Annotated in this window: 2 protein-coding genes; both read left to right on the forward strand. The window is 75.5% G+C overall.

Translation table 11 applies throughout. The features are described from left to right. Positions 1-6: 6 nt before the first annotated feature. Positions 7-10,194, forward strand: coding sequence for an SDR family NAD(P)-dependent oxidoreductase (locus ACIPLC_RS22775; RefSeq protein WP_400474824.1), 10,188 nt, complete (start codon positions 7-9; stop codon positions 10,192-10,194). Beyond that, on the forward strand, positions 10,191-26,531 hold the full coding sequence (locus tag ACIPLC_RS22780; protein ID WP_400474830.1) for a type I polyketide synthase: 16,341 nt from the start codon (positions 10,191-10,193) through the stop codon (positions 26,529-26,531). The genes ACIPLC_RS22775 and ACIPLC_RS22780 overlap by 4 nt, the downstream gene beginning before the upstream one ends. Positions 26,532-26,698: the final 167 nt, after the last annotated feature.

Genomic DNA, 26,698 nt, shown 5'->3' on the forward strand with positions numbered 1-26,698 from the left:
GCAGAGATGACCACGCCCCACGACAAGGTAGTCGCCGCTCTCCGGTCCTCGTTGAAGGAGACCGAACGGCTGCGCAGGCAGAACCGCCAGCTCCTGGCCGCGGCCGCCGAACCCGTCGCCGTCATCGGCATGGCCTGCCGCTACCCCGGCGGCGTCGCCTCGCCGGAGGACCTCTGGGACCTCGTGGCGGGCGGCACCGACGCCACCGGCGGCTACCCGGCCGACCGCGGCTGGGACCTCGGCGCCCTGGCGGACGCCGGCGTCGACGAGCGCGGCACCCGCGTCTCGCGGCGCGGCGGCTTCCTCGACTCGGTGTCCGGCTTCGACGCCGACTTCTTCGGCATCTCGCCCCGCGAGGCCGTCTCCACCGATCCCCAGCAGCGCCTGCTGCTGGAGACCTCGTGGGAGGCCTTCGAGCGGGCGGGCATCGACCCGAGCGGCCTGCGCGGCAGCCGCACCGGTGTCTTCCTCGGCACCAACGGCCAGGACTACGCGTACCTGCTGGTGCGCTCCCTGGCCGACGCCACCGGCGACATCGGCACCGGCATCGCCGCCTCGGCCCTCTCCGGCCGCCTCTCCTACACCCTCGGGCTGGAGGGCCCGGCGGTGACGGTCGACACCGCCTGCTCGTCCTCGCTGGTCGCCCTGCACTGGGCGGTCCAGGCGCTGCGGGCCGGCGAGTGCACGCTCGCCGTCGCGGGCGGCGTCAACGTGATGGCGACGCCCGGCTCGCTGATGGAGTTCTCCCGGCAGGGCGGACTGGCCTCGGACGGGCGCTGCAAGGCGTTCGCCGACGGGGCCGACGGGACGGGCTGGGCCGAAGGCGTCGGCGTGCTGGTGCTGGAGCGGCTCTCGGACGCCCGCCGCAACGGGCACCGCGTCCTCGCGGTCGTCCGGGGCTCGGCGGTGAACCAGGACGGCGCGTCCAACGGCTTCACCGCGCCCAACGGCCCCTCGCAGCAGCGGGTGATCCGCCAGGCGCTCGCCAACGCCGGGCTGACGGCCGCCGACGTCGACGCCGTCGAGGGCCACGGCACGGGCACGCCGCTCGGCGACCCGATCGAGGCGCAGGCGCTCCTCGCCACCTACGGGCAGGGGCGGGAGGACGGCCGGCCGTTGTGGCTGGGCTCGGTGAAGTCCAACTTCGGCCACGCCCAGGCGGCGGCCGGGGTCGCGGGCGTCATCAAGATGGTGGAGGCGATGCGGGCGGGCGTGCTGCCGAAGACGCTGCACGCGGACACGCCGTCCTCGCGTGTGGACTGGTCGGCGGGCGCGGTGCGGCTGCTGACGGAGGCGCGCGAGTGGCCGGGGGACGAGCGGCCCCGCCGGGCGGGGGTGTCCTCGTTCGGGATCAGCGGGACGAACGCGCACGTGATCGTCGAGCAGGCTCCGGCGGAGGATGCGTCTGGGGCGGATCTCTCGGTCGTGCCGGGTGTGGTGCCGTGGGTGGTCTCGGCGAAGTCGGGGGCCGCGCTGGACGCGCAGGTGGAGCGGCTCGCCGGGGTCGGGGGTTCTCCGGTGGACGTCGGGCTGTCGTTGGCGGGGCGGTCGCGGTTCGGGCACCGGGCGGTGCTGGTGGGCGGCGTCGAGGTGGCGCGCGGGGTGGCGGGGGAGCGGTCGGCGGCGTTCCTGTTCTCCGGGCAGGGGTCGCAGCGGTTGGGGATGGGGCGGGAGTTGTATGCCCGGTTCCCGGTGTTCGCGGAGGCGTTCGATGTTGTGTGTGCGGAGTTCGAGCCGGGCTTGCGTGAGGTGGTGTGGGGCGAGGACGCGGAGCGGCTGAATCAGACCGCGAATGCCCAGTGTGGGCTGTTCGCGGTTGAGGTGGCGTTGTTCCGGCTGCTCGAATTCCTGGGTGTGTGGCCGGAGTTCGTGGCGGGGCACTCGATCGGTGAGATCGCGGCGGCGCATGTGGCCGGGGTGTTCTCGCTGGAGGACGCGTGCAGGCTGGTGAGTGCTCGTGGCCGTCTGATGCAGGCGTTGCCGTCGGGTGGTGCGATGCTGGCGGTGCAGGCGGCGGAGGGTGAAGTCCTGCCGTTGTTGGGTGACTTCGTGTCGATTGCGGCCGTCAACGGATCGACGTCCGTGGTCGTCTCGGGCAGCGAGGCGGCCGTCGAGGCGGTTCACCAGCACTTCGCCGACCGCAAGACCACGCGGCTGAGGGTCTCGCACGCGTTCCACTCGCCGCTGATGGATCCGATGCTGGAGGACTTCCGGGAGGTTCTCAACGGGCTGACGTATCAGGCTCCTTCGATTCCGCTGGTCTCCAACCTCACCGGCGCTCTGGGTGCGGACTTCACCAGCCCCGATTACTGGGTGCGCCATGTCCGCGATGCCGTCCGCTTCGCTGACGGCATCCGCACCCTGCACACCGCCGGTGCGACCGCCTTCGTCGAACTCGGCCCGGACGGCGTCCTCGCCGCCCTCGCCCAGCAGGACTCGGACGCCCCCGCACTCCCGCTGCTGCGCCGGGGCCGGTCCGAGGAGCGCACCCTTGTCACCGCGTTGGCCCGGCTGCACGTCGCGGGCGTCCCGGTCGACTGGGCGCGGCTGTTCGACGGCACCGGCGCCCACCGCGTCGACCTGCCCACCTACGCCTTCCAGCACGAGCACTACTGGCCCACCCTGGGCAGCGGCGTCGGCGACGTCGCCTCCGCCGGTCTGCTGGCGGCGGACCACCCGCTGCTCGGGGCGGCCGTGCCGCTCGCGGGTACGGACAGCGTCGTCTTCACCGGCCGGCTCTCGCCCGGCACGGCGGCGGCGTGGGACGGCGACGCGGACGTCTTCCCGGCGGCCGGGTTCCTGGAGCTGGCGATCCGGGTCGGCGACCACGTCGGCTGCGACCGGGTCGAGCGGCTCGCCGTCACCCGTCCGCTCGCCCTGGGTGGTGCGGGTGGCGGCACGATGGTCCAGGTCCGGGCCGGCACGCCGGACGAGTCGGGTGCGCGGACGGTGACCTTCTTCTCGCGCCCCGACGGCGGGCTCGACGAGCCTTGGACCGAGCACGCCACCGGGGTGCTGGCCACGGGAGCGCGCGCCGCCGACTTCGACGCGGCGGTCTGGCCGCCGACCGGCGCGGTCGCGGACGGCGCCGACGTCTGGCGGCGCGGCGAGGAGACCTTCGTCGAGGCCGAGCTGCCGGCCGAATTGGCTGGCTCGGCGGCCGGGTTCGGTCTGCACCCGGCGTTGCTGGCCGCCGTCCTGCGGGCGGACGACCGAGGGCTCGTGCCGGTGGCGTGGTCCGGGGTGTCGCTGCACGCCACGGGTGCCACGGTGGCGCGGGCCCGGCTGGCGCGGACGGGCGCGGACACGCTGTCGCTGGTCCTCGCCGACGCGGCGGGCGAGCTCGTGCTGTCGGCGGAGTCCGTGGAGATGGGCGAGCCGGTCTCTGCGTCCCGTGGGGCGAACGGGTCGCTGCTGCGGCTGGAGTGGGTCGCGGCTGCGCCCGCCCGGCCGGTGAGCGTCCGGTCCGTGACGCTGGGCGTGGAGGTCGCGGAGCTGTCGGAGCTCGGCGACGACGTGCCGGGTGCTGTGGTGGTCCCGGTGGCGGGTGGTTCGACGCCGGAGGCCGTGCACGAGGTGACGGTGTGGGTGCTGGGCCTGGTGCAGGAGTGGCTGGCCGAGCCGCGCTTCGCGGACGCGCGCCTCGTCTTCGTCACGCGGGGTGCCATGGCGGGCGGCGAGGTGTCCGACCTCGTCGGTGCTGCCGTGTGGGGTCTGGTGCGGGCGGCCGAGTCGGAGAACCCGGGCCGGTTCGCCCTCGTGGACGCGGACGGTGAGCTGCCGCTGGACGCGGTGCTGGCGACCGGCGAGTCGCAGGTGCTGGTCCGCGAGGGCGCCGTGCGCGTCGGCCGGCTGACCCGCGCTGCGGGCGGCGGGCCGGCCGCGGGCTGGGGCGAGGGCACGGTCGTCGTCACGGGCGGCACCGGCGGCCTCGGCCGGATCGTCGCGCGCCACCTGGTGGCGGAACACGGCGTCCGGGACCTGCTGTTGCTGAGCCGCCGCGGTGGCGTCGGCGCGTGGCTGGAGGAACTGCGCGAGCTGGGCGCGGACGTCGAGGTGGTGGCCTGTGACGCCGCCGACCGGGAGGCCCTCGGGGAGGTGCTGCACGGCCGGACGGTCACGGGTGTCGTGCACGCGGCCGGTGTGCTGGACGACGGCGTCGTGAGCACACTGACGCCCGAGCGTCTCTCCGCCGTACTGCGCCCCAAGGTGGACGCGGCGTGGAACCTGCACGAGCTGACCAAGGACCAGGACCTCAAGGCCTTCGTCCTCTTCTCGTCGATATCCGGTGTGTTGGGCAGCGCCGGTCAGGGCAACTACGCGGCGGCGAACGTCTACCTCGACGCGCTGGCGCACTGGCGCCGCCACCGGGGCCTGCCCGCCCAGTCGCTGGGCTGGGGTGCGTGGGTGCCGACGGCCGGTATGACGGGGACGCTCTCCGAGGCCGACCTGCACCGGATCCGCTCCTCCGGCGTCCCGCCCCTGACCGAGGAGGACGGTCTCGCCCTGCTCGACGCCGCCAGGGCCGTCGACGAGCCCTACCTGGTCGCGACCGGCCGCATGGCCGCTGGCGCCCGCCCGCGCGGCGAGGTGCCGACGCTGTTCCGCGCCCTCCTGCCCGCCGGGCGCCGCACCGCCGCGAGCACCACGGGCACGGGCGCCGCGCTCGCCGCCCGTCTCTTCGAGCTGCGCGAGGGCGACCGCCTGCGTCACCTCGTCGACCTCGTCCGCGTGGAGGCGGCCGGCGTCCTCGGCCACGCCTCGGGCCAGGCGGTCGACCCCGGACGGGAGTTCCGGGACCTCGGGTTCGACTCCCTCACCGCGATCGAGCTGCGCAACCGCCTCGCCGACGTCACCGGGCTCCGGCTCCCGGCGACCATGGTCTTCGACTACCCGACCCCGCACGCCCTCGCCGCGTACCTCCTCGGGGAACTTCTCGGCGAAGAACACGACTCGGTGGCCCCGGCGGCGGCCGCCACCCGCGCCGACGCCGGGGCGCCGATCGCGATCGTCGGCATGGCCTGCCGCCTGCCCGGCGGAGTGCGGACCCCCGAGGACCTCTGGCGGCTCCTGAGCGAGGGCCGCGACGGCATCACCGACTTCCCGACCGACCGGGGCTGGGACCTCGACGCGCTCTTCGGCACCGGCCACGGCGTGAGCGCCACCCGCCAGGGCGGCTTCCTCGTCGGCCTGGGAGACTTCGACGCGGGTTTCTTCGGCATCTCGCCGCGTGAGGCCCTGGCGATGGACCCGCAGCAGCGGCTCCTGCTGGAGACGTCCTGGGAGGCCTTCGAGCGGGCGGGCATCGACCCGACCGCGTTGCGCGGCAGCCGGACGGGCGTCTTCGTCGGCACGACGGGCCAGGACTACGCCTCGCTGGTGATGAACTCCCGGGAGGAGGTGGAGGGCCACGCGAGCACCGGGCTGGCCAACAGCGTGATCTCGGGCCGGGTGTCGTACTGCTTCGGCCTGGAGGGCCCGGCGCTCACGATCGACACCGCCTGCTCGTCCTCGCTCGTGGCGATGCACCTGGCCGCGCAGTCCCTCAACAGCGGCGAGTGCACGCTGGCGCTGGCCGGCGGCGTGACCGTGCTGTCCACGCCGATGAGCTTCCTCGGCTTCACCCGGCAGGGCGGACTGGCCTCGGACGGGCGCTGCAAGGCGTTCGCGGACGGAGCCGACGGGACGGGCTGGTCGGAGGGCGCCGGTGTGCTGGTGCTGGAGCGGCTCTCGGACGCCCGCCGCAACGGGCACCCGGTGCTGGCCGTTGTACGTGGCAGCGCCGTCAACCAGGACGGCGCGTCGAACGGCCTGACGGCCCCCAATGGTCCGTCCCAGCAGCGCGTGATCCGCCAGGCACTGGCCAACGCGGGGCTGTCGGCCGCCGAGGTGGACGCCGTCGAGGCGCACGGCACGGGCACGACCCTCGGCGACCCGATCGAGGCCCAGGCGCTGCTCGCGACCTACGGACAGGACCGCGAACTCCCGCTGTTCCTCGGCTCGGTGAAGTCCAACCTCGGGCACACCCAGGCGGCGGCCGGGGTCGCGGGCGTCATCAAGATGGTGGAGGCGATGCGGGCGGGAGTGCTGCCGAAGACGCTGTACGTCGACGCGCCGTCCTCGCACGTCGACTGGTCGGCCGGCGCGGTGGAGCTCCTGACGGAGGCGCGTGCGTGGCCGGAGGCCGGACACCCGCGACGGGCCGGGGTCTCGTCGTTCGGGATCAGCGGGACGAACGCCCACGTGATCGTCGAGCAGGCGCCCGTGGCGGACCAGGCGAAGGAGCCAGGCACCGCGCCGGGCGTCGTGCCGTGGGTGGTCTCGGGAGCGTCGGAGGCCGCGCTGGACGCGCAACTGGCCGGGCTCGCCGGCCTGGACGGCTCGCCGGTGGACGTCGGGCTGTCGCTGGCGGGGCGGTCGCGGTTCGGGCACCGGGCGGTGCTGCTGGACGGCGCCGAGGTGACGCGCGGCGCGGCGGGGGAGCGCAGGCTCGCGCTGCTGTTCTCCGGGCAGGGGTCGCAGCGGTTGGGGATGGGGCGGGAGTTGTATGCCCGGTTCCCGGTGTTCGCGGAGGCGTTCGACGCGGTGTGTGCGGAGTTCGAGCCGGGCTTGCGTGAGGTGGTGTGGGGCGAGGACGAGGAGCTGTTGAACCAGACCGCGTACGCCCAGGCCGGGCTGTTCGCGGTTGAGGTGGCACTGTTCCGTCTCGTCGAATCGCTGGGCGTGCGGCCGGAGTTCGTGGCCGGGCACTCGATCGGTGAGATCGCGGCGGCGCATGTGGCCGGGGTGTTCTCGCTGGAGGACGCGTGCAGGCTGGTGAGTGCTCGTGGCCGTCTGATGCAGGCGCTGCCGTCGGGTGGCGCGATGTTGGCGGTGCAGGCGACGGAGGACGAAGTCCTGCCGTTGCTGGGCGACTTCGTTTCGATCGCGGCCGTCAACGGACCGACGTCCGTGGTCGTCTCGGGTACGAAGGAGGCCGTCGCGGCGATCGAGGCGTACTTCGCCGACCGCAGGACGACCCGGCTGAGGGTCTCGCACGCCTTCCACTCCCCGCTGATGGATCCGATGCTGGAGGACTTCCGTGAGGTCCTCAACGGGCTGAGCTACAACGCCCCTTCGATCCCGCTGGTCTCCAACCTCACCGGCGCTCTGGGTGCGGACTTCACCAGCCCCGACTACTGGGTGCGCCACGTCCGCGACGCCGTCCGCTTCACCGACGGCATCCGCACCCTCGACGCGGCCGGCGCGACGGACTACCTGGAGCTCGGTCCCGGCGGCGTGCTCACCGCCCTCGCCGAGCAGAACCTCGACGCGGGGGCCGACCGCGTCGCGACCCCCGCGCTGCGCCCCGACCGGCCGGAGGAGGGCGTCCTGCTGACGGCGCTCGCCCGTCTCCACGTCGCGGGCGTGCCCGTCGACTGGGCCCGGGTCTTCGACGGCACCGACGCCCGGCGCGTCGACCTGCCGACGTACGCCTTCCAGCGTGAGCGCTACTGGCCCGCCCAGGCCGCGCACGCGGGCGACGTGACCGGCGCGGGCCTGCGGCCGGCCGGGCACCCGCTGCTGGGCGCGGTGGTCTCCCCGGCCGAATCGGGCAGCGTGCTGCTGACCGGTCGGCTGTCGCTGAAGGCGCAGCCGTGGCTGGGCGACCACCGGGTGGGCGGCGTGGCCGTCTTCCCGGCGACCGGGTTCCTGGAGCTGGCCCTCCGGGCCGCCGACCAGGTGGCCTGTGACCGGGTCGAGCGGCTGACGCTCGCCGAGCCGCTGGTGCTGCCCGAGAACGGCGCCGTCGTCGTCCAGTTGGTGGCCGGTGCCCCGGACGAGGCCGGGACGCGCCCGCTGAGCTGCTACACGCGGCCGGAGGACGCGGTGGACGGTCCGTGGACCTGCCACGCCACCGGCGCGCTGGCCGTCGGCGAGGCGGAGGGCGGCTTCGACGCCTCTGCGTGGCCCCCGGCGGACGCGGTCGCCGTGGACCCGGAGGACTGCCACGACCCGCTGGACCACGGTTCGGCGTTCCGCGCGTTGCAGGCGGTGTGGCAGCGGGGAGACGAGGTGTTCGCCGAGGCCGTGCTGCCGGGCCGGGCCGAGGACGCGGCGCCGTACGGGCTGCACCCGGCGCTGCTGGAGGCGGCCGTCCAGATCGCCGCTCTGACGGGGGCGGACGGCGGCGAGCGGCTGGTGCCCACGGACTGGCGCGACGTGGCGCTGTACGCGACCGGCGCGGCCGTCGTGCGGCTGCGGGTCGCGAGGGCGGGCGCGGACGCGGACGCGGTGTCCGTCGAGGTCGCGGACGCGGCGGGCGGGCCCGTGCTGTCGGCGGGGTCGCTGACGCTGGGCGAGCCGGCCGCCGTGGCCGAGCGGAGCGGACCGGCCGGGGCGCTGCTGCGGCTCGACTGGGTGGACGTCCCGGCGCTGGCCGCCAGGCCCGTGCAGGCCGTCACCTTGGGCGAGGACGTGTCGTCGCTCGCCGACATGACCGGCGAGGTGCCGGAGGTCGTGCTCGCGCCGGTGGCGGGTGGTTCGACGCCGGAGGCCGTGCACGAGGTGACGGCGTGGGCGCTGGGCCTGGTGCAGGAGTGGCTGGCCGAGCCTCGGTTCGCGGACGCGCGCCTCGTCTTCGTCACGCGGGGTGCCACGGCGGGCGGCGAGGTGTCCGACCTCGTCGGTGCTGCCGTGTGGGGTCTGGTGCGGGCGGCGGAGTCGGAGAACCCGGGCCGGTTCGCCCTGCTCGACGTCGAGCGCGCGTCGGACGTGAAGACGGCGCTGCCTGTCCTCTCCACCCAACTGGACCGTGGAGACTCCCAGTTCACCGCCCGTGCCGGAGCCGTGCGGGTGGGTCGGCTGGCTCGCGTGGCCCCCGGTGGGCGCTGGTCGGGCTGGGGTGCGGGAACCGTGGTGGTCACGGGTGGTACCGGGGGTCTGGGCCGTCTCGTCGCCCGGCACCTGGTGACCGGACACGGTGTGCGGGACCTGTTGTTGCTGAGCCGGCGCGGGGGCGCGTCCGAGTTGGTGGACGAGTTGGCGGGGCTGGGCGCGCGTGTCGAGGTGGTGGCCTGTGACGTGGCCGACCGTGAGGCGCTGGCGCGGGCCCTGGACGGCCGGACGGTCACGGGTGTCGTGCACGCGGCCGGTGTGCTGGACGACGGCATCGTCACGGCGCTCACCCCCGAGCGGCTGTCGGCCGTGCTCCGCCCGAAGGTCGATGCCGCCTGGAACCTGCACGAGCTGACCAAGGACCAGGATGTCAAGGCCTTCGTCCTGTTCTCCTCCATCTCGGGCGTGATGGGCAGTGCGGGCCAGGGCAACTACGCGGCGGCCAACGTCTACCTGGACTCCCTCGCGCACTGGCGCCGCCACCGGGGGCTGCCCGCGCAGTCCCTGGGCTGGGGCGCCTGGATGCCCACCGCCGGCATGACCGGGACCCTCTCCGAAGCCGACCTGCACCGCATCCACGCCACCGGCGTCCCGCCCCTCACCGAGGCGCAGGGCCTCGCCCTGCTCGACGCCGCCATGGGAATCGACGAGCCCTACCTCGTCCCCATCGGCCGCGCCACCGGTCCGGCCCGGATGCCCGGCACCGTGCCCGCGCTGCTGCGCGGCCTCGTCCGCGGCGCCCGCCGCGCGGCCGAGTCCACCGGCGGCCGCACCGGCGCGGTGGCCGTGCTCGCCGCCCGCCTCTACGAGCTGCGCGAGGCGGACCGGCTGCGCCACGTCGTGGACCTGGTCCGCACCGAGGCGGCGGCCGTCCTCGGCCACGCCTCGCCGCAGGCCGTCGCCGCCGACCGGGACTTCCACGACCTCGGCATCGACTCCCTCACCGCACTGGAACTGCGCAACCGCCTCACCGCCGTCACCGGCCTGCGCCTGCCCGCGACCCTGGTCTTCGACCACCCCACGTCCGCCGTCCTCGCCGCACACCTGCTCGGCGTGCTCCTGGACGAGCAGGACGCGGCGGACGGCGCCGCGCTGCTCGGCCAACTCGACTGCCTGGACGCGGCCCTGGCCGATGCGGACACCGACGAGGCGACCCGCAACGCGGTTTCGCTCCGGTTGCGCCGAATGCTGGAGAAATTGCGAAACCAGGACGCGCAGAATGCCGAGGACGCCATCGCGGAGCGGCTCGAAGCAGCGAGCGCGGACGAGGTCCTGGCCTTCATCGACAACGAGCTCGGCCGGCTGAGCGACCGCTGACCGACCCGCCTCATCACAGGAAGGCACCACCCCCCATGTCGAACGACAGCAAGCTCGTTGACTACCTCAAGTGGGTCACGGCCGACCTGCACCAGACACGCCAACGACTGCTGGAGGCCGAGTCCGGCCGGCACGAGCCGATCGCCATCGTCGGCATGGCGTGCCGCCTGCCGGGCGGGGTGACCACCCCCGAGGAGCTCTGGCGGCTGGTTGCGGACGGGCGGGACGGCATCACCGGGTTCCCCGCCGACCGCGGGTGGGACATGGCGGCGCTGCTCGGCGAGGGCAGCGGCAGCAGCGCCTCGGTCGAGGGAGGGTTCGTCGCAGCCGGCGGGTTCGACGCGGGCTTCTTCGGGATCTCGCCGCGCGAGGCCCTCGCGATGGACCCGCAGCAGCGCCTGCTGCTGGAGACCTCGTGGGAGGCCTTCGAGCGGGCGGGCATCGACCCGAGCGGCCTGCGCGGCAGCCGCACCGGCGTGTTCGTCGGCACGGCGGGCGTCGACTACGTCGGCGTGGTGATGAACTCGGACGAGGACATGGAGGGCCACGCGACCACCGGCCTGACGGCGAGCGTGCTGTCCGGCCGGGTGTCGTACACCTTCGGCCTGGAGGGCCCGGCGGTCACCGTCGACACGGCGTGCTCGTCCTCGCTGGTGGCGATGCACCTGGCGTCGCAGGCGCTGCGGGCCGGCGAGTGCACGTTGGCCCTCGCGGGCGGCGTCACCGTGCTGTCGACGCCGATGAGCTTCTCCGGGTTCTCCCGGCAGGGCGGGCTGGCCTCGGACGGGCGCTGCAAGGCGTTCGCCGACGCGGCGGACGGGACGGGCTGGGCCGAGGGCGCGGGCGTGCTGGTGCTGGAGCGGCTCTCGGACGCCCGCCGCAACGGGCACCCGGTGCTGGCCGTCCTGCGCGGCTCGGCCGTCAACCAGGACGGTGCCTCGAACGGTCTGACGGCGCCCAACGGCCCCTCCCAGCAGCGCGTCATTCGGCAGGCGCTGGCCGCCGCCGGGCTGTCGGCCGGTGAGGTCGACGCCGTCGAGGGCCACGGGACGGGCACGCCGCTCGGCGACCCGATCGAGGCCCAGGCGCTGCTTGCGACCTACGGGCAGGACCGTGAACAGCCGCTCCTGCTCGGCTCGCTGAAGTCGAACATCGGCCACACCCAGGCGGCGGCGGGCGCGGCCGGTGTGATCAAGACGGTGATGGCGCTGCGGCACGGCGTGCTGCCGAAGACGCTGCACGTCGACGCGCCGTCGGCCGAGGTGGACTGGTCGGCGGGGGCCGTCGAGCTGCTCACCGAGGCCCGGGCCTGGCCGGAGGTGGACCGGCCCCGCCGGGCGGGTGTGTCCGCGTTCGGGATCAGCGGGACGAACGCGCACGTGATCGTCGAGGAGGCGGTGGAGGAGGATTCTGCGGCCGGCTTGTCGGTCGTGCCCGGTGTGGTGCCGTGGGTGGTCTCGGCGAAGTCGGGGGCGGCGCTGGACGCGCAGGTGGAGCGGCTCGCCGAGGTCGATGATTCTCCCGTGGACGTCGCCCTCGTGTTGGCGGGGCGCTCGCGGTTCGGGCATCGGGCGGTGCTGGTGGACGGGGCCGAGGTTGCGCGCGGGGTGGCGGGGGAGTGGTCGACGGCGTTCCTGTTCTCGGGGCAGGGGTCGCAGCGGCTGGGGATGGGGCGGGAGTTGTATGCCCGGTTCCCGGTGTTCGCCGAGGCGTTCGATGCGGTGTGTGTGGAGTTCGATCCGGGCTTGCGTGGTGTGGTGTGGGGTTCGGATGCGGAGCTGCTGAACCAGACCGCGAATGCCCAGTGCGGACTGTTCGCGGTCGAGGTGGCGCTGTTCCGGCTGCTCGAATCGCTGGGTGTGGGGCCGGAGTTCGTGGCCGGGCACTCGATCGGTGAGATCGCGGCGGCGCATGTGGCCGGGGTGTTCTCGCTGGAGGACGCGTGCAAGCTGGTGAGCGCTCGTGGCCGTCTGATGCACGCACTCCCGTCGGGTGGCGCGATGCTGGCGGTGCAGGCGTCGGAGGACGAAGTCCTGCCGCTGCTCACGGATTTCGTGTCGATCGCGGCCGTCAACGGCCCGACCTCTGTCGTCGTCTCGGGAACGGAGGAGGCCGTCGCGGAGATCGAGGCGCACTTCGCCGACCGCAGGACCACGCGCCTTCGGGTGTCCCACGCGTTCCACTCGCCGCTGATGGACCCGATGCTGGAGGACTTCCGCGAGGTCCTCAACGGGCTGAGCTTCAGCGCGCCGTCGATCCCGCTGGTCTCCAACCTCACCGGCGCCCTCGGCGAGGACGTCACCAGCCCCGACTACTGGGTGCGCCACGTCCGCGAGGCCGTCCGCTTCGCCGACGGCGTCCGCACCCTGCGCGAGTCCGGCGCTACCGCCTTCGTCGAGCTGGGCCCGGACGGCGTCCTCGCCGCCCTCGCCCAGCAGGACGGGGACGCTCCCGCGCTCCCGCTGCTGCGTCGCGACCGGCCCGAGGAGCACACCCTCGTCACCGCGCTGGCCCGCCTGCACGTCGCGGGTGTCCCGGTCGACTGGGCGCGGCTCTTCGAGGGCACCGGCGCCGGCCGCGTCGACCTGCCCACCTACGCCTTCCAGCACGAGCACTACTGGCCGCGCCCCGCCCGCCGCATCGGCGACGTGACCGGCGCCGGCCTGTCGCCCGCCGAGCACCCGCTGCTGGGCGCGACCGTCGCGCTCGCGAGCGCCGAGGGCGCGCTGTTGACCGGTCGGCTGTCGCTGAAGGCGCAGCCGTGGCTGGGCGATCACCGGGTGGGCGGCGTGGCCGTCTTCCCGGCGACCGGGTTCCTGGAGCTGGCCCTCCGGGCCGCCGACCAGGTGGCCTGTGACCGGGTCGAGCGGCTGACGCTCGTCGAGCCGCTGGTGCTGCCCGAGGACGGCGCGGTCGTCGTCCAGATCCAGGTGGACGCCCCGACGGCCTCCGGCGCCCGCCCGGTGCGGATCTTCTCCCGCCCCGACACCGACACCGACGCCGACGGTGCGTGGACGGAGCACGCCTCGGGCGAGCTCGTCCGCGGCGAGCGCACGGCCGACTTCGACGCCTCGGTGTGGCCGCCGAAGGGCGCGGTCGTCGCGGAGCTGGCCGGGATCCAGGTGGAGGCGGACCTCGGTCCGGCCTTCGACGGGCTGCGATCGGTCTGGCGGCGCGGCGAGGAGACCTTCGTCGAGGCCGTCCTGCCGGGCGACGCGGCCGATGACGCCGCGGGGTTCGGCGTGCACCCGGCGCTGCTGGCGGCCGTGGTGCGGGCGGACGGCCGGGGGCTGGTGCCGGTGGCGTGGTCCGGGGTGTCGCTGCATGCCTCGGGCGCGTCCGTGGTGCGGGCCCGGCTCGTGCGCACGGGCGGGGAGACGCTCGCGCTCGCCGTCGTGGACGCCGCCGGGGAGCCGGTGCTGTCCGCCGAGGACCTGACGCTGGCCGAGCCGGCTGCCGTGGCGCAGGGAGCGGCTGCGGCGGGCTCGTTGCTGCGGCTGGAATGGGTGCCCGCGCCGTCGCGCGCGGGTGAGCGCGTGACGGCGGCGACGCTGGGTGCGGGCGTGGCGTCGTTCGCCGACATGACCGGCGAGGTGCCGGAGGTCGTGCTCGCGCCGGTGGCGGGTGGTTCGACGCCGGAGGCCGTGCACGAGGTGACGGCGTGGGCGCTGGGCCTGGTGCAGGAGTGGCTGGCCGAGCCTCGGTTCGCGGACGCGCGCCTCGTCTTCGTCACGCGGGGCGCGGTGGTGGGTGGCGAGGTCGCGGACCTGGCCGGCGGTGCGGTCTGGGGCCTGGTGCGGGCGGCGGAGTCGGAGAACCCGGGCCGGTTCGTGCTCGTGGACGCGGATGGCGAGCTTCCGTTGGACGCGGTGCTGGCCGTGGGCGAGCCGCAGGTGGTGGTACGCGACGGCGTTGTCCGGGTGGGTCGGCTGGCTCGCGTGGCCCCCGGTGGGCGCTGGTCGGGCTGGGGTGCGGGAACCGTGGTGGTCACGGGTGGTACCGGGGGTCTGGGCCGTCTCGTCGCCCGGCACCTGGTGACCGGACACGGTGTGCGGGACCTGTTGTTGCTGAGCCGGCGCGGGGGCGCGTCCGAGTTGGTGGACGAGTTGGCGGGGCTGGGCGCGCGTGTCGAGGTGGTGGCCTGTGACGTGGCCGACCGTGAGGCGCTGGCGCGGGCCCTGGACGGCCGGACGGTCACGGGTGTCGTGCACGCGGCCGGTGTGCTGGACGACGGCATCGTCACGGCGCTCACCCCCGAGCGGCTGTCGGCCGTGCTCCGCCCGAAGGTCGATGCCGCCTGGAACCTGCACGAGCTGACCAAGGACCAGGACGTCAAGGCCTTCGTCCTGTTCTCCTCCATCTCGGGCGTGATGGGCAGTGCGGGCCAGGGCAACTACGCGGCGGCCAACGTCTACCTGGACTCCCTCGCGCACTGGCGCCGCCACCGGGGGCTGCCCGCGCAGTCCCTGGGCTGGGGCGCCTGGATGCCCACCGCCGGCATGACGGGAACGCTGACCGAGGCCGACCTGCACCGCATCCACGCCACCGGCGTCCCGCCCCTCACCGAGGCGCAGGGCCTCGCCCTGCTCGACGCCGCCATGGGAATCGACGAGCCCTACCTGGTCGCGACCGGCCGCATGGCCGCCGGCGCCCGCCCGCGCGGCGAGGTACCGACGATGTTCCGCGCCCTCCTGCCCGCCGGGCGCCGCACGGCCTCCGCGACCGGCACCGGCGCCGCCACCATGACGGCCCTCGCCGCCCGCCTCTACGAGCTGCGCGAGGCGGACCGGCTGCGCCACGTCGTGGACCTGGTCCGCACCGAGGCGGCGGCCGTCCTCGGCCACGCCTCGCCGCAGGCCGTCGCCGCCGACCGGGACTTCCACGACCTCGGCATCGACTCCCTCACCGCACTGGAACTGCGCAACCGCCTCACCGCCGTCACCGGCCTGCGCCTCCCGGCGACCCTGGTCTTCGACCACCCGACCCCCGCCGCGATCGCCGACCTCGTGCTCGCGGAGGTGCTCGGCCGGCACGACGAGCCGGTCGCCCCGGCCGCGGCGGCCGCCGCCACCGCCGACGACCCGATCGCGATCGTCGGCATGGCCTGCCGCCTGCCCGGCGGGATCGGCACGCCCGAGGAGCTGTGGGCGCTGGTCGCCGAGGGCCGCGAGGGCATCTCCGACTTCCCGACCGACCGCGGCTGGGACCTCGACACCCTGCTCGGCGGCGGCCCCGATGACCGGGGGCGCAGCGCCACCGCGAAGGGCGGCTTCCTACACGGGGTGGCCGACTTCGACGCGGCCTTCTTCGGGATCTCGCCGCGCGAGGCGCTCGCGATGGACCCGCAGCAGCGGCTCCTGCTGGAGACGTCCTGGGAGGCCGTCGAGCGCGCCGGGATCGACCCGACGGCGCTGCGCGGCAGCCGCACCGGCGTCTTCGTCGGCACCGGCGGCCAGGACTACCTGACGCTCGTCATGAACGCCCAGGAGGACATCGAGGGCCACGCGAGCACCGGCCTGGCCGCGAGCGTGGTCTCCGGCCGGATCTCCTACACCTTCGGCCTGGAGGGCCCGGCGGTCACCGTCGACACGGCGTGCTCCTCCTCGCTGGTGGCGATGCACCTGGCCTCCCAGTCGCTGCGCAGCGGCGAGTGCACGCTGGCCCTGGCCGGCGGAGTCACCGTGATGTCGTCCTCGCTCGGCTTTCCCGGCTTCACCCGGCAGGGCGGACTGGCCCCGGACGGGCGCTGCAAGGCGTTCGCCGACGGCGCGGACGGGACGGGCTGGTCGGAGGGCGCGGGCGTCCTGGTGCTGGAGCGCCTCTCGGACGCGCGCTGCAACGGACACCCGGTGCTCGCGGTCGTGCGCGGCAGCGCCGTCAACCAGGACGGTGCCTCGAACGGCCTGACGGCCCCCAACGGACCGTCCCAGCAGCGCGTGATCCGCCAGGCCCTCGCCAACGCGCGCCTCTCGGCGGCGGAGGTCGACTTCGTCGAGGGCCACGGCACGGGCACCACACTGGGCGACCCGATCGAGGCGCAGGCTCTCCTCGCCACCTACGGGCAGGAGCGCGAAAGCCCGCTCCTGCTCGGCTCGTTGAAGTCCAACATCGGCCACACCCAGGCCGCCGCCGGTGCGGCCGGCGTGATCAAGGCCGTGCTGTCGATGCAGCACGGCGTGCTGCCCCGCACGCTGCACGTGGACGCGCCGTCCTCGCACGTCGACTGGACGGCCGGTGACATCCGGCTGCTCACACAGGCGGAGGAGTGGCCGGAGACCGGCCGGCCGCGCCGTGCGGGCGTGTCGGCCTTCGGGATCAGCGGCACCAACGCTCACGTGATCATCGAGCAGGCGCCGCCGGCCGAGGCCGGCGTGGCGGAGCCGTCGGTGGCGCCGGGCGTCGTGCCGTGGGTGCTGGCGGGCAAGTCCGAGGCCGCGCTGAACGCCCAGCTCGTGCGACTGGAAGGGCTGGACGCCTCGCCCGTTGACGTCGGCCTCTCGCTGGCCGCCGGGCGGTCGCGGTTCGCGCACCGGGCGGTGCTGCTGGACGGCGCCGAGGTGGCCCGGGGCGTCGCCGACGGCGAGCGCAGGACGGCACTGCTGTTCTCCGGACAGGGCGCCCAACGCCTCGGCATGGGGCAGGAGTTGTATGCCCGCTTCCGCGTGTTCGCCGAGGCCTTCGACGCGGTCTGCGCGCAGTTCGACCTGCCCGTCCGTGCGGTCGTGTGGGGTGAGGACGAGGAGCTGATCAACCAGACCGGGTACGCCCAGGCCGGGCTGTTCGCCGTCGAGGTGGCGCTGTACCGGCTGGTCGAATCGCTGGGCGTGCGGGCCGAGTTCGTCGCGGGGCATTCGATCGGCGAGGTCGCGGCCGCACACGTCGCCGGGGTGTTCAGCCTGGCCGACGCCTGCGCCCTGGTCGCTGCTCGCGGCCGCCTGATGCAGGCCCTGCCGCCCGGCGGCGCGATGCTGGCCGTGCAGGCGACGGAGGGCGAAGTCCTGCCGCTGCTGGGCGACTTCGTCTCGATCGCGGCCGTCAACGGTCCGACCTCCGTCGTCGTCTCGGGCGCGGAGGAGGCCGTCGCGGCGATCGAGGCGCACTTCGCCGACCGGCGGACCACGCGGCTGCGGGTCTCGCACGCGTTCCATTCGCCGTTGATGGATCCGATGCTGGAGGACTTCCGTGAGGTCCTCAACGGGCTGAGCTACAACGTCCCTTCGGTCCCGCTGGTCTCCAACCTCACCGGTGAACTCGGCGACGAGAACCTCTGCACCCCCGACTACTGGGTGCGCCACGTCCGCGAGGCCGTCCGCTTCGCCGACGGGATCCGCACCCTGCACGCCGCCGGTGCGACCGACTTCGTGGAGGTCGGCCCGGATGCGGCCCTGGCGCTGGCCGTCCGCCAGACCCTGGCGGATGCCTCGGAGATCGTCATCGAGCCGGCCGGCCGTCGCGGCCGTCCCGAAGAGACCGCCCTGCTGACCGCGCTGGCCCGCCTCCATGTCGTCGGCGTGCCCGTCGACTGGGCGCGCCTGTTCGACGGCACCGGTGCCCGCCGCACCGGCTTGCCGACGTACGCCTTCCAGCGCGAGCGCTACTGGCCGCAGACGCACGCCCCGGCCACCCGCCCCGGCGCCGCCGCGCCGGACGACGCGCTGGACGCCCGCTTCTGGGCCGTCGTCGAGGGCGAGGACCTGGACGTGCTCGCCGCCGACCTCGCTGTGGACGGCGACGCGCTCGGCGCGGTGCTCCCGGCCCTGTCCGCGTGGCGGCGCCACCACCGCGACCAGTCCCTGCTGGACGCGCTGCGCTTCCACGAGTCCTGGCGCGCGCTGCCGGGCGGCTCGACGGCCCGGCCGTCCGGCCCATGGCTGGTGGTGACGCCGGCCGAGGACGGCGACGAGGCGTGGACGGAGGCGGCCTGCCAGGCCGTCGGACCGGACGCGCTGTGCCTGTCCGTGCCCGCCCCGGAGCGCGCCGAGCTCGCTGCGCTCCTGCGCGAACTTCCCTCGACCGGGCGCCCGTTCACCGGGGTCCTGTCCCTCCTCGCGCTCGGCCGTGAGACCGACCCGGCCGCCGCGACCCTCGCCCTCCTCCAGGGACTGCGCGACGCGGACGTCACCGCGCCGCTGTGGTGCCTGACGCGCGGCGCGGTCGCCGTGGCCCGTACCGACCCGCCGACCGCGCCCGAGCAGGCCGCCGTCTGGGGCCTCGGCCGGGTCGCCGCGTTGGAGCACCCCCAGCAGTGGGGCGGCCTCGTCGACCTGCCCGAGGCGCCGGACCAGTCCGCGGTGCGCCGGGTGGCCGCCGTCCTCGCCGGAGCGGACGGAGCGGACGGCGAGGACCAGATCGCGATCCGTGCCGCCGCCGTCCACGCCCGCCGCCTGGTCCCGGCCCCGGCTGGCGCGCCGGACGCGGGCTGGACGCCGGGGCAGACCCCGGGCACCGTGCTGATCACCGGCGGCACCGGCGGCCGGGGCGCGGCCGTGGCCCGCCAGCTCGCCGCCGCGGGCGCGAGCCACCTGCTGCTGGCGAGCCGCCGGGGGCCGGACGCCCCCGGCGCCGCCGACCTCGTCGAGGAGCTGAGCGGCCTGGGCGCCGTCGTGACGATCGCGTCGTGCGACGTCGCCGACCGTGACGCCCTCGCCGCCCTGCTGGCCTCGATCCCCGCCGACGCCCCGCTCACCGCCGTCGTCCACGCGGCGGGCACGGTCGACGACGGCGTCCTCGACGACCTGACGCCCGAGCGCCTTGCCGCCGTCCACCGGGTCCGCGCCGGGGCCGCCTTCCACCTGGACGAGCTGACCCGCGGCCTCGACCTGACGGCCTTCGTGCTCTGCTCCTCCGTCGCGGGTGCCGTCGGCACCCCCGGCCGGGCCACCCTCGCGGCCCCGGCCGCCGTCCTGGACGCGCTCGCCCAGCGCCGCCGCGCCGACGGCCTGCCCGCCACCTCCGTGGCCTGGGGCGCGTGGATCGGCGCTGAATACACCAGCATCGACTCGGGGGCTCCGGCCGAGGACGACGGACGCACCCAGCGCACCGCCGTCCCCGCCCTGCACCCCGTCCCCGCCCTGCACCCCGACCTCGCCCTGGCCGCGCTGCGCCAGGCCGTCACCCGCCCGGCCCCCGCGCTCGTGCTGCTCGACCTGACACAGCCGCAGGTCCTGGAGAGCCTCGTCGGCCTGCGCGGCAACCCGCTGCTGCGCGACCTCCCGGCCGCCCGGCCCGCCCTGGAGGCCGCCGCCGCGGTCCGCCGCGACTACGCGACCGCCGCCTCCGAGCTCACCGGCCGCCTGCGCGCCCTCACCCCGACCGAGCGCACCGCCCTGCTCACCGACCTCGTCCGCACCCACGTCGCCGCCGTGCTCGGCCACGCCGACCGCTCCGCCGTCGCCCCGGACCGCAAGTTCCGCGACCTCGGCTTCGACTCGCTGACGGCCGTCGAGCTGCCCGCCCGGCTCGGCGCGGCCACCGGCCTCAAGCTTCCCGCCACCTCCGTCTACGACTACCCGACCGCCCAGGCCCTCGCCGAGCACCTCCTGACCGAGCTCCTCGACACCCCCGCCGACCCGCTGCCGCCCGCCGTGCGAGCCGCGGCCGACGACGGCGAGCCGATCGCGATCGTCGGCATGGCCTGCCGCCTGCCCGGCGGGGTCACCTCGCCCGACGAGCTGTGGCGCCTGGTCTCCGAGGGCGGCGACGGCATCGCCGGCTTCCCGGAGGACCGCGGCTGGGACCTGCGGACCCTGCTCGTCGGCGACCGCGACGGCCGCGGCCGCAGCGCCACCCTGGAAGGCGGCTTCATCGACGCCGTCGCCGACTTCGACGCCTCCTTCTTCGGCATCTCGCCGCGCGAGGCCCTCGCCATGGACCCGCAGCAGCGCCTGCTGCTGGAGACGTCCTGGGAGGCCCTGGAGCGCGCCGGGGTGGACCCGCAGAAGCTCGGCGGCAGCCGCACCGGCGTCTTCGTCGGCACCAACGGCCTCGACTACGCGACGCTCATGATGAACTCGCGCGAGGACATCGGCGGCCACGCCGGCACCGGCCTCGCGTCGAGCGTCCTGTCCGGCCGCATCTCCTACACGCTCGGCCTGGAGGGCCCGGCCGTCACCCTCGACACCGCGTGCTCGTCGTCCCTGGTCGCCCTGCACTGGGCCACCCAGGCGCTGCGCAACGGCGAGTGCGGACTCGCGCTCGCGGGCGGCGTGACGGTGATGACCACGCCGGTGAGCTTCGCCGGCTTCACCGTCCAGAACGGCCTCGCCGCCGACGGCCGCTGCAAGGCCTACTCGGACGCCGCCGACGGCACCAACTGGTCCGAGGGCGTCGGCATGCTGGTCCTGGAGCGGTTGTCCGACGCCCGCCGCAACGGGCACCCGGTGCTGGCCGTCGTGCGCGGCAGCGCCGTCAACCAGGACGGCGCCTCGAACGGCATCACCGCGCCCAACGGCCCGTCCCAGCAGCGCGTCATCCGCCAGGCCCTCGCGAGCGCCGGACTGTCGGCTGCCGAGGTCGACGCCGTCGAGGGCCACGGCACCGGAACCGCCCTCGGCGACCCGATCGAGGCCCAGGCGCTCCTCGCCACGTACGGGAGGAACCGCGAACGGCCGCTGCTGCTCGGCTCGCTGAAGTCGAACATCGGCCACACCCAGGCCGCCGCCGGCGTCGCCGGGGTGATCAAGACCGTGCTCGCCATGCGGCACGGCGTGCTGCCGAAGTCCCTGCACATCGACCGGCCGTCCGCCGTCGTGGACTGGACGGCGGGCTCGATCGACCTGCTCACCGAGGCCCGGCCGTGGCCCGAGGTCGACCGGCCCTGGCGCGCCGGGGTGTCCTCGTTCGGGATCAGCGGCACCAACGCGCACGTGATCCTCGAACAGGCGCCCGCCGTGACCGAGCGCACCGAGGACCAGCGGGTGCTGCCCGCCGTCGTCCCGTTGGTGCTCTCCGGCCGCTCCGAGAACGCGTTGGAGACCCACCTCGCCCGCGCCTCCGCCCTCGAACTCTCCCCGTTGGACATCGGGTTCTCGCTCGCCACCGGACGCTCCGCCTTCGAGTGCCGGGCCGTGCTGCTCGCGTGCAGCGAGGGCCTGACCGAGGTCGCCCGCGGCGTCGCGGCGGACCGCTCGACGGCTTTCCTGTTCTCCGGCCAGGGCTCGCAGCGCCTCGGCATGGGCCAGGAGCTGTACGCGCGCTTCCCGGTGTTCGCGGACGCCTTCGACGCGGTGTGCGCGGTGCTGGACGAGCACCTGGACCAGCCGCTGCGCGCGGTCGTGTGGGGCGAGGACGCGAAGCTGCTGAACCGGACGGCGTACGCCCAGGCCGGGTTGTTCGCGGTCGAGGTGGCGCTGTACCGGCTCGTCGAATCCCTGGGCCTGCGGCCGGACTTCGTCGCCGGTCACTCGATCGGCGAGATCGCCGCGGCGCACGTCGCCGGGGTGTTCTCGCTCGGTGACGCGTGCGCCCTGGTGGCGGCGCGCGGCCGGCTGATGCAGGCCCTGCCGTCCGGTGGAGCGATGCTCGCCGTGCAGGTCGCTGAGGACGAAGTCCTGCCCCTGCTGACCGAGTTCGTGTCCATCGCCGCCGTCAACGGCCCGGCCTCCGTCGTCGTCTCCGGCACGGAGGAGGCCGTCGCGGCGATCGAGGCGCACTTCGCCGACCGCCGGACGACCCGCCTGCGGGTGTCCCACGCGTTCCACTCCCCGCTGATGGATCCGATGCTGGAGGACTTCCGCACCGTCCTCAACGGCCTGTCCTACGGCGCCCCTTCGATCCCGGTCGTCTCCAACCTCACCGGCGCCCTCGGTGCGGACCTCACCAGCCCCGACCACTGGGTGCGCCACGTCCGCGAGGCCGTCCGCTTCGCCGACGGCGTCCGCACCCTGCGCGGGGCCGGGGCCACCGCCTTCCTCGAACTCGGCCCCGACGGCGTCCTCACCGCCCTCGCCGAACAGAGCCTCGGCGACGACGCGGCCGACTGCGTCCGCGCCGCCGCCCTGCGCAAGGACCGCGCCGACGAGCGCACCCTGCTCACCGCCCTCGCCGCGCTTCACGCGGCCGGCGTCCCGGTCGACTGGGCGGCCCTGTTCGACGGCACCGGCGCCCGCCGGGTCGACCTGCCCACCTACGCCTTCGACCACCGCCGCTACTGGCCGCGCCCGGCCGCCCTCTCCGGCGACGTCGCCTCCGTCGGCCTCGTCCCGGCCGACCACCCGCTGCTCGGCGCCGCCGTCCCGCTCGCCGACGACACCGACGGCGTGCTCTTCACCAGCCGCCTCGCCCTGCGCGTCCACCCGTGGCTGCTCGACCACCGGATCGGCGGTCGGCTGGCCTTCCCCGCCGCCGCCTTCGTCGAACTGGCCGTCCGGGCCGGCGACCAGGTCGGCTGCGGCCGGATCGCGGAGCTCACGCTCGGCGACCCGCTGCCGCTCGCCGAGGACGACGAACCCGTCGTGCAGGTGCGCGTCGGCGCGCCCGACGACACCGGCGCCCGCCCGGTGGCCTGCTACGCCCGCCCCGGCGACGCCGCCCCCGACGAGCCGTGGACGCGCTGTGCCACCGGGACCCTCGTGCCCCAGGACACCGACCTGCCGGACTACGCCCAGGCGGCCTGGCCGCCGGCCGGCGCGCTCGCCGTCGACCTGGCCGGCTTCTACCGCGAGTCTGGGCGCGGCCCGGCGTTCCGGGGACTGCGCGCCGCCTGGCTGCGCGGCGAGGAGGTGTTCGCCGAGGTCGAGCCGGCCGGCGAACCCGGCGAGGACGCCCGCTACTTCGGCCTCCACCCGGTCCTGCTCGACGCCGCCCTGCACGCCGCCGTGCTGATCGGCGTCGGCACCGAGGAGCAGCTGCCGCAGCCCCGGGCCTGGCAGGGCGTGACCCTGCACGCCGGGGGAGCGGCCGCCCTGCGGGTGCGCGTCGCCCGCCTCGGCGAGGACACGGTGTCCGTCACCGCCACCGACCCGGCGGGCGGCGCGGTGCTGACGGTCGGCTCGGTCACCCTGCGCGCCCCGCAGGCCGCCGCTGCCGTCGCCCGCACCGGCCGCGACCCGCTGTTCCGGGTGGAGTGGGTCCCCGCCCCCGCCACGCCGACCGCCGCCACGGCAGTGCGCTGCACGGCGCTCGGCCGGGACTGCTACGGCACGGGCTCCTCGGCCGCGACGTTCGCGGACCTCGGCCGCCCGGTGCCGGACCTCGTCCTGGTCGCCCTGGAGGGCCCGGCCGGCGATGTCCCGGAGGCCGTCCACGCGCACACCACGCGCGTCCTCGCCCTGGTCCAGGACTGGCTGGCCGAGGACCGGGCCGCCACTTCCCGGCTGGTGTTCGTGACCCGGGGCGCCGTCCGGGCCGCCGACGGCGAGACCGTCCGCGACCTGCCCGGCGGCGCCGCCTGGGGCCTGGTCCGCTCGGCGAACTCCGAGCACCCCGGCCGCTTCGCCCTGCTCGACGTCGACCGCACGGAGGACGTGGCCGCGGTCCTGCCGCTGCTGCCCGGACTGCTGGCCGACGGCGAGGCCCAGTTCGCCGTCCGCGGCGGTGCCCTGCGGGTGGGCCGGTTGGCCCGGCTCGCGGACGCGGCGGGGCTGCTGCCCCCGGTCGGCACGCCGTGGGTCCTGGACGGCCTGCGGCCCGACGACATGGCGCTCGTGCCCCGCCCCGAGGCGGCCGGGCCGCCCGCGGCCGGGCAGGTCGCCGTCGCCGTCCGGGCCGCCGTCCTCGCCGCCGTCCACGGCCGCGGCACCGGCGCGGCCGGCGTGGTGACGGCGGTCGGTGACGGCGTGCCGGACCTTCGCCCGGGCGACGAGGTGTTCGGCCTGCTGGCGGCGGGGCCGAAGGCGGTCGCCGACCGGCGCCTGCTGGCCCCGCTGCCCGACGGCTGGTCCTCCGGGGCCGCCGCCGCCCTGGCCGCGGACTTCGTCCCCGCACGGCAGGCCCTCGGCGGCTCGGCCGTCCAGGCCGGCCGGACCGTCCACGTGCACGCCACCGCCACCGGACCGGCCACCGCCGCCGTCGAGCTCGCCCTGCGACTGGGCGCCGAGGTCTCCGCCACGGCCCCCGACGGGCTGCGCGACGCCCTGCTCGGCCACGGCCTGCCGCCCGAGCGGCTCGTGGGGCGCGCGGCGGCGGGTACCGACCTCGTCCTCGACGACGACGCCTTCGCCCACCTGCCCGCACCGGACGCCGACGAGACCGCCGCGATCCTCGCGGAGCTCGTCGCCCTGGCCGGACGCGGCGAGCTCACCGCGCCGCCGGTCGCCGCGCACGACGTCCGCGCCGCCCGCACCGCGCTCACCGCCCGCACCGCGCTCACCGCCGGGGAGTCCGCCGCCCGGACCGTCCTCACGATGCCCGCGGAGCGCGACCCCGACGGCACCGTCCTGATCACCGGCGGCACCGGCGCCCTCGGCCGCCACCTCGCCCGCCGCCTCGCCGTCACTGGAGCCCGCCACCTGCTGCTCACCAGCCGACGAGGACCGGACGCGCCCGGCGCGGCCGAACTCCTCGCCGACCTGGCGGCGCTCGGCGCCGAGGCCCGCGTCGTCGCCTGCGACACCGCCGACCGCGCCGCCACCGAGGCCCTGCTCGCCGGCATCCCGGCCGAGCACCCGCTCACCGCCCTCATCCACACGGCCGGTGTGCTGGACGACGGCATCATCACCGCGCTCACCCCCGAGCGGCTGTCCGCCGTCCTGCGGCCCAAGGTCGACGCCGTCTGGCAGCTCCACGAGCTCACCCGGCACCTCGACCTCGCCGTCTTCGCCGTCTTCTCGTCCATCGCGGGCGTCATGGGCAGCCCCGGCCAGGGCAACTACGCCGCGGCCAACGCGTTCCTGGACACCCTCGTCGACCACCGCAGGTCGCTCGGCCTGGCTGGCACCTCGCTCGCCTGGGGCCCGTGGGCCCAGGAGGCGGGCATGACCAGCGAGCTCAGCGAGACCGACATACGGCGCATGCAGTCCGGCGGCATCCCGCCGCTCTCCGTCGAGCAGGGCCTCGCCCTGTTCGAGGCCGCCCTCGGCTCCGCCGAACCGCTCGTCATTCCGATGGGTCTGGCCGCCGGGGGCATGCGCCCCCAGGGCGACGTGCCGCCGCTGTTCCGCGGACTCGTCCGCGCCGCCCGGCGCACCGCCTCGGGCGGCGGCGCGAGCGGCGCCGACGCGGCCGCCGACTTCACCCGGCAGGTGCTCGACCTCAACGACCGCGACCGCATGCGCTACCTCGTTGATACCGTCCGCGCCGAAGCCGCCACCGTCCTCGGCCACCCCTCCCCGGAGGCCGTCGACGCCGAACGCGACTTCTACGAGCTCGGGTTCGACTCGCTCACCGCCGTCGAGCTGCGCAACCGGATCGCCGCTGTCACCGGCCTGCGGATGCCCGCCACCGTCGTCTTCGACAGCCGCTCGCCGGTCGAGCTCGCCACCTGGATCCGCAGCGAGCTCGCCAACCAGCGCACCGCGGACGGCGCGGGCGGGGCCGTGCTCGTGCCCGGCGGCGAGCCCGAACTCGATTCCCTGGAGCGGCTGTTCACCGAAGCCCTGGCCAACGGCAAGGTGCCCGAGGCCCAGCGCATGCTCGCCACCGTCGCGGACCTGCGCCCCGCCTTCGAGGCGACCGCCGAACTGGAGGACCTGCCCCGGGCGACCCGCCTCGCCGAGGGGCCCCGCCCGACCCGGCTGATCTGCGTCAACGCGCCGACGGCCAACGCGGGCGTGCACCAGTACTCCCGGCTCGCCGCCCACTTCCGTGGCGAGCGCGAGGTGTCGGTGCTCCCGCTGATCGGCTTCGCCGCGGGCGAGTGGCTGCCCGCCACCCCCGAGGCCGCCACCCGGGTGATCGCCGAGAGCGCCCTGCGCGCCGGCGACGGCCACCCGTTCGTCCTCGTCGGCCATTCTTCCGGCGGCTCCTTCGCCTACGCCGCGGCCGGCCTGCTGGAGCACACCTGGGGCATCCGCCCGGCGGGCGTCGTCCTCCTCGACACGCTGAGCTTCCAGCACAACGCCGACGAGGGCACCGACTACACAGGCATGATGCGGCTCAACTTCACCGGCGCCCACTCGCCGGTGCGGCTGACCAACTCCCGCCTGTCCGCGATGGGCCGCTGGATGGTCCTCCTCAACCGCCTGGAGGTCCACCACACCACGGCCCCCGTCCTGCTCGTCACCTGTGACCGCGCCCTGACCGGCGTCGACGAGGCCCCCATCGAGCAGCGCGCCCAGGCCGAGCCGCTCGTGCCGGGCGCCCGGGTGGTCGCCGTCGACGCCGACCACCTGTCGATGATCCGCGAGGACTCGGCCCTCACCGCCGAGATCGTGGAGGAGTGGCTGCGCGGCCAGGAGTAGTCGCAGGCCGGACGGGCGTGCCCGGTACCCACGGGTGCCGGGCACGCCCGTCCGTGCTCCTCGGCGCGTCCACGCCTCTAGGGAAAACCGGAGCCGTCCGTGGCGAGACTGGGCGGGCGACGGGTCGGACCTGACGTCAGGAGCCTGCGGCCGGCCCCCGGAACGGG

Source organism: Kitasatospora sp. NPDC086801 (assembly GCF_044745805.1).
Lineage (GTDB): Bacteria > Actinomycetota > Actinomycetes > Streptomycetales > Streptomycetaceae > Kitasatospora.

Bases quoted from the DNA above. Each gene is read 5' to 3' on its own strand.
- ACIPLC_RS22775 (WP_400474824.1), top strand. From the start codon at position 7: ATGACCACGCCCCACGACAAGGTAGTCGCCGCTCTCCGGTCCTCGTTG.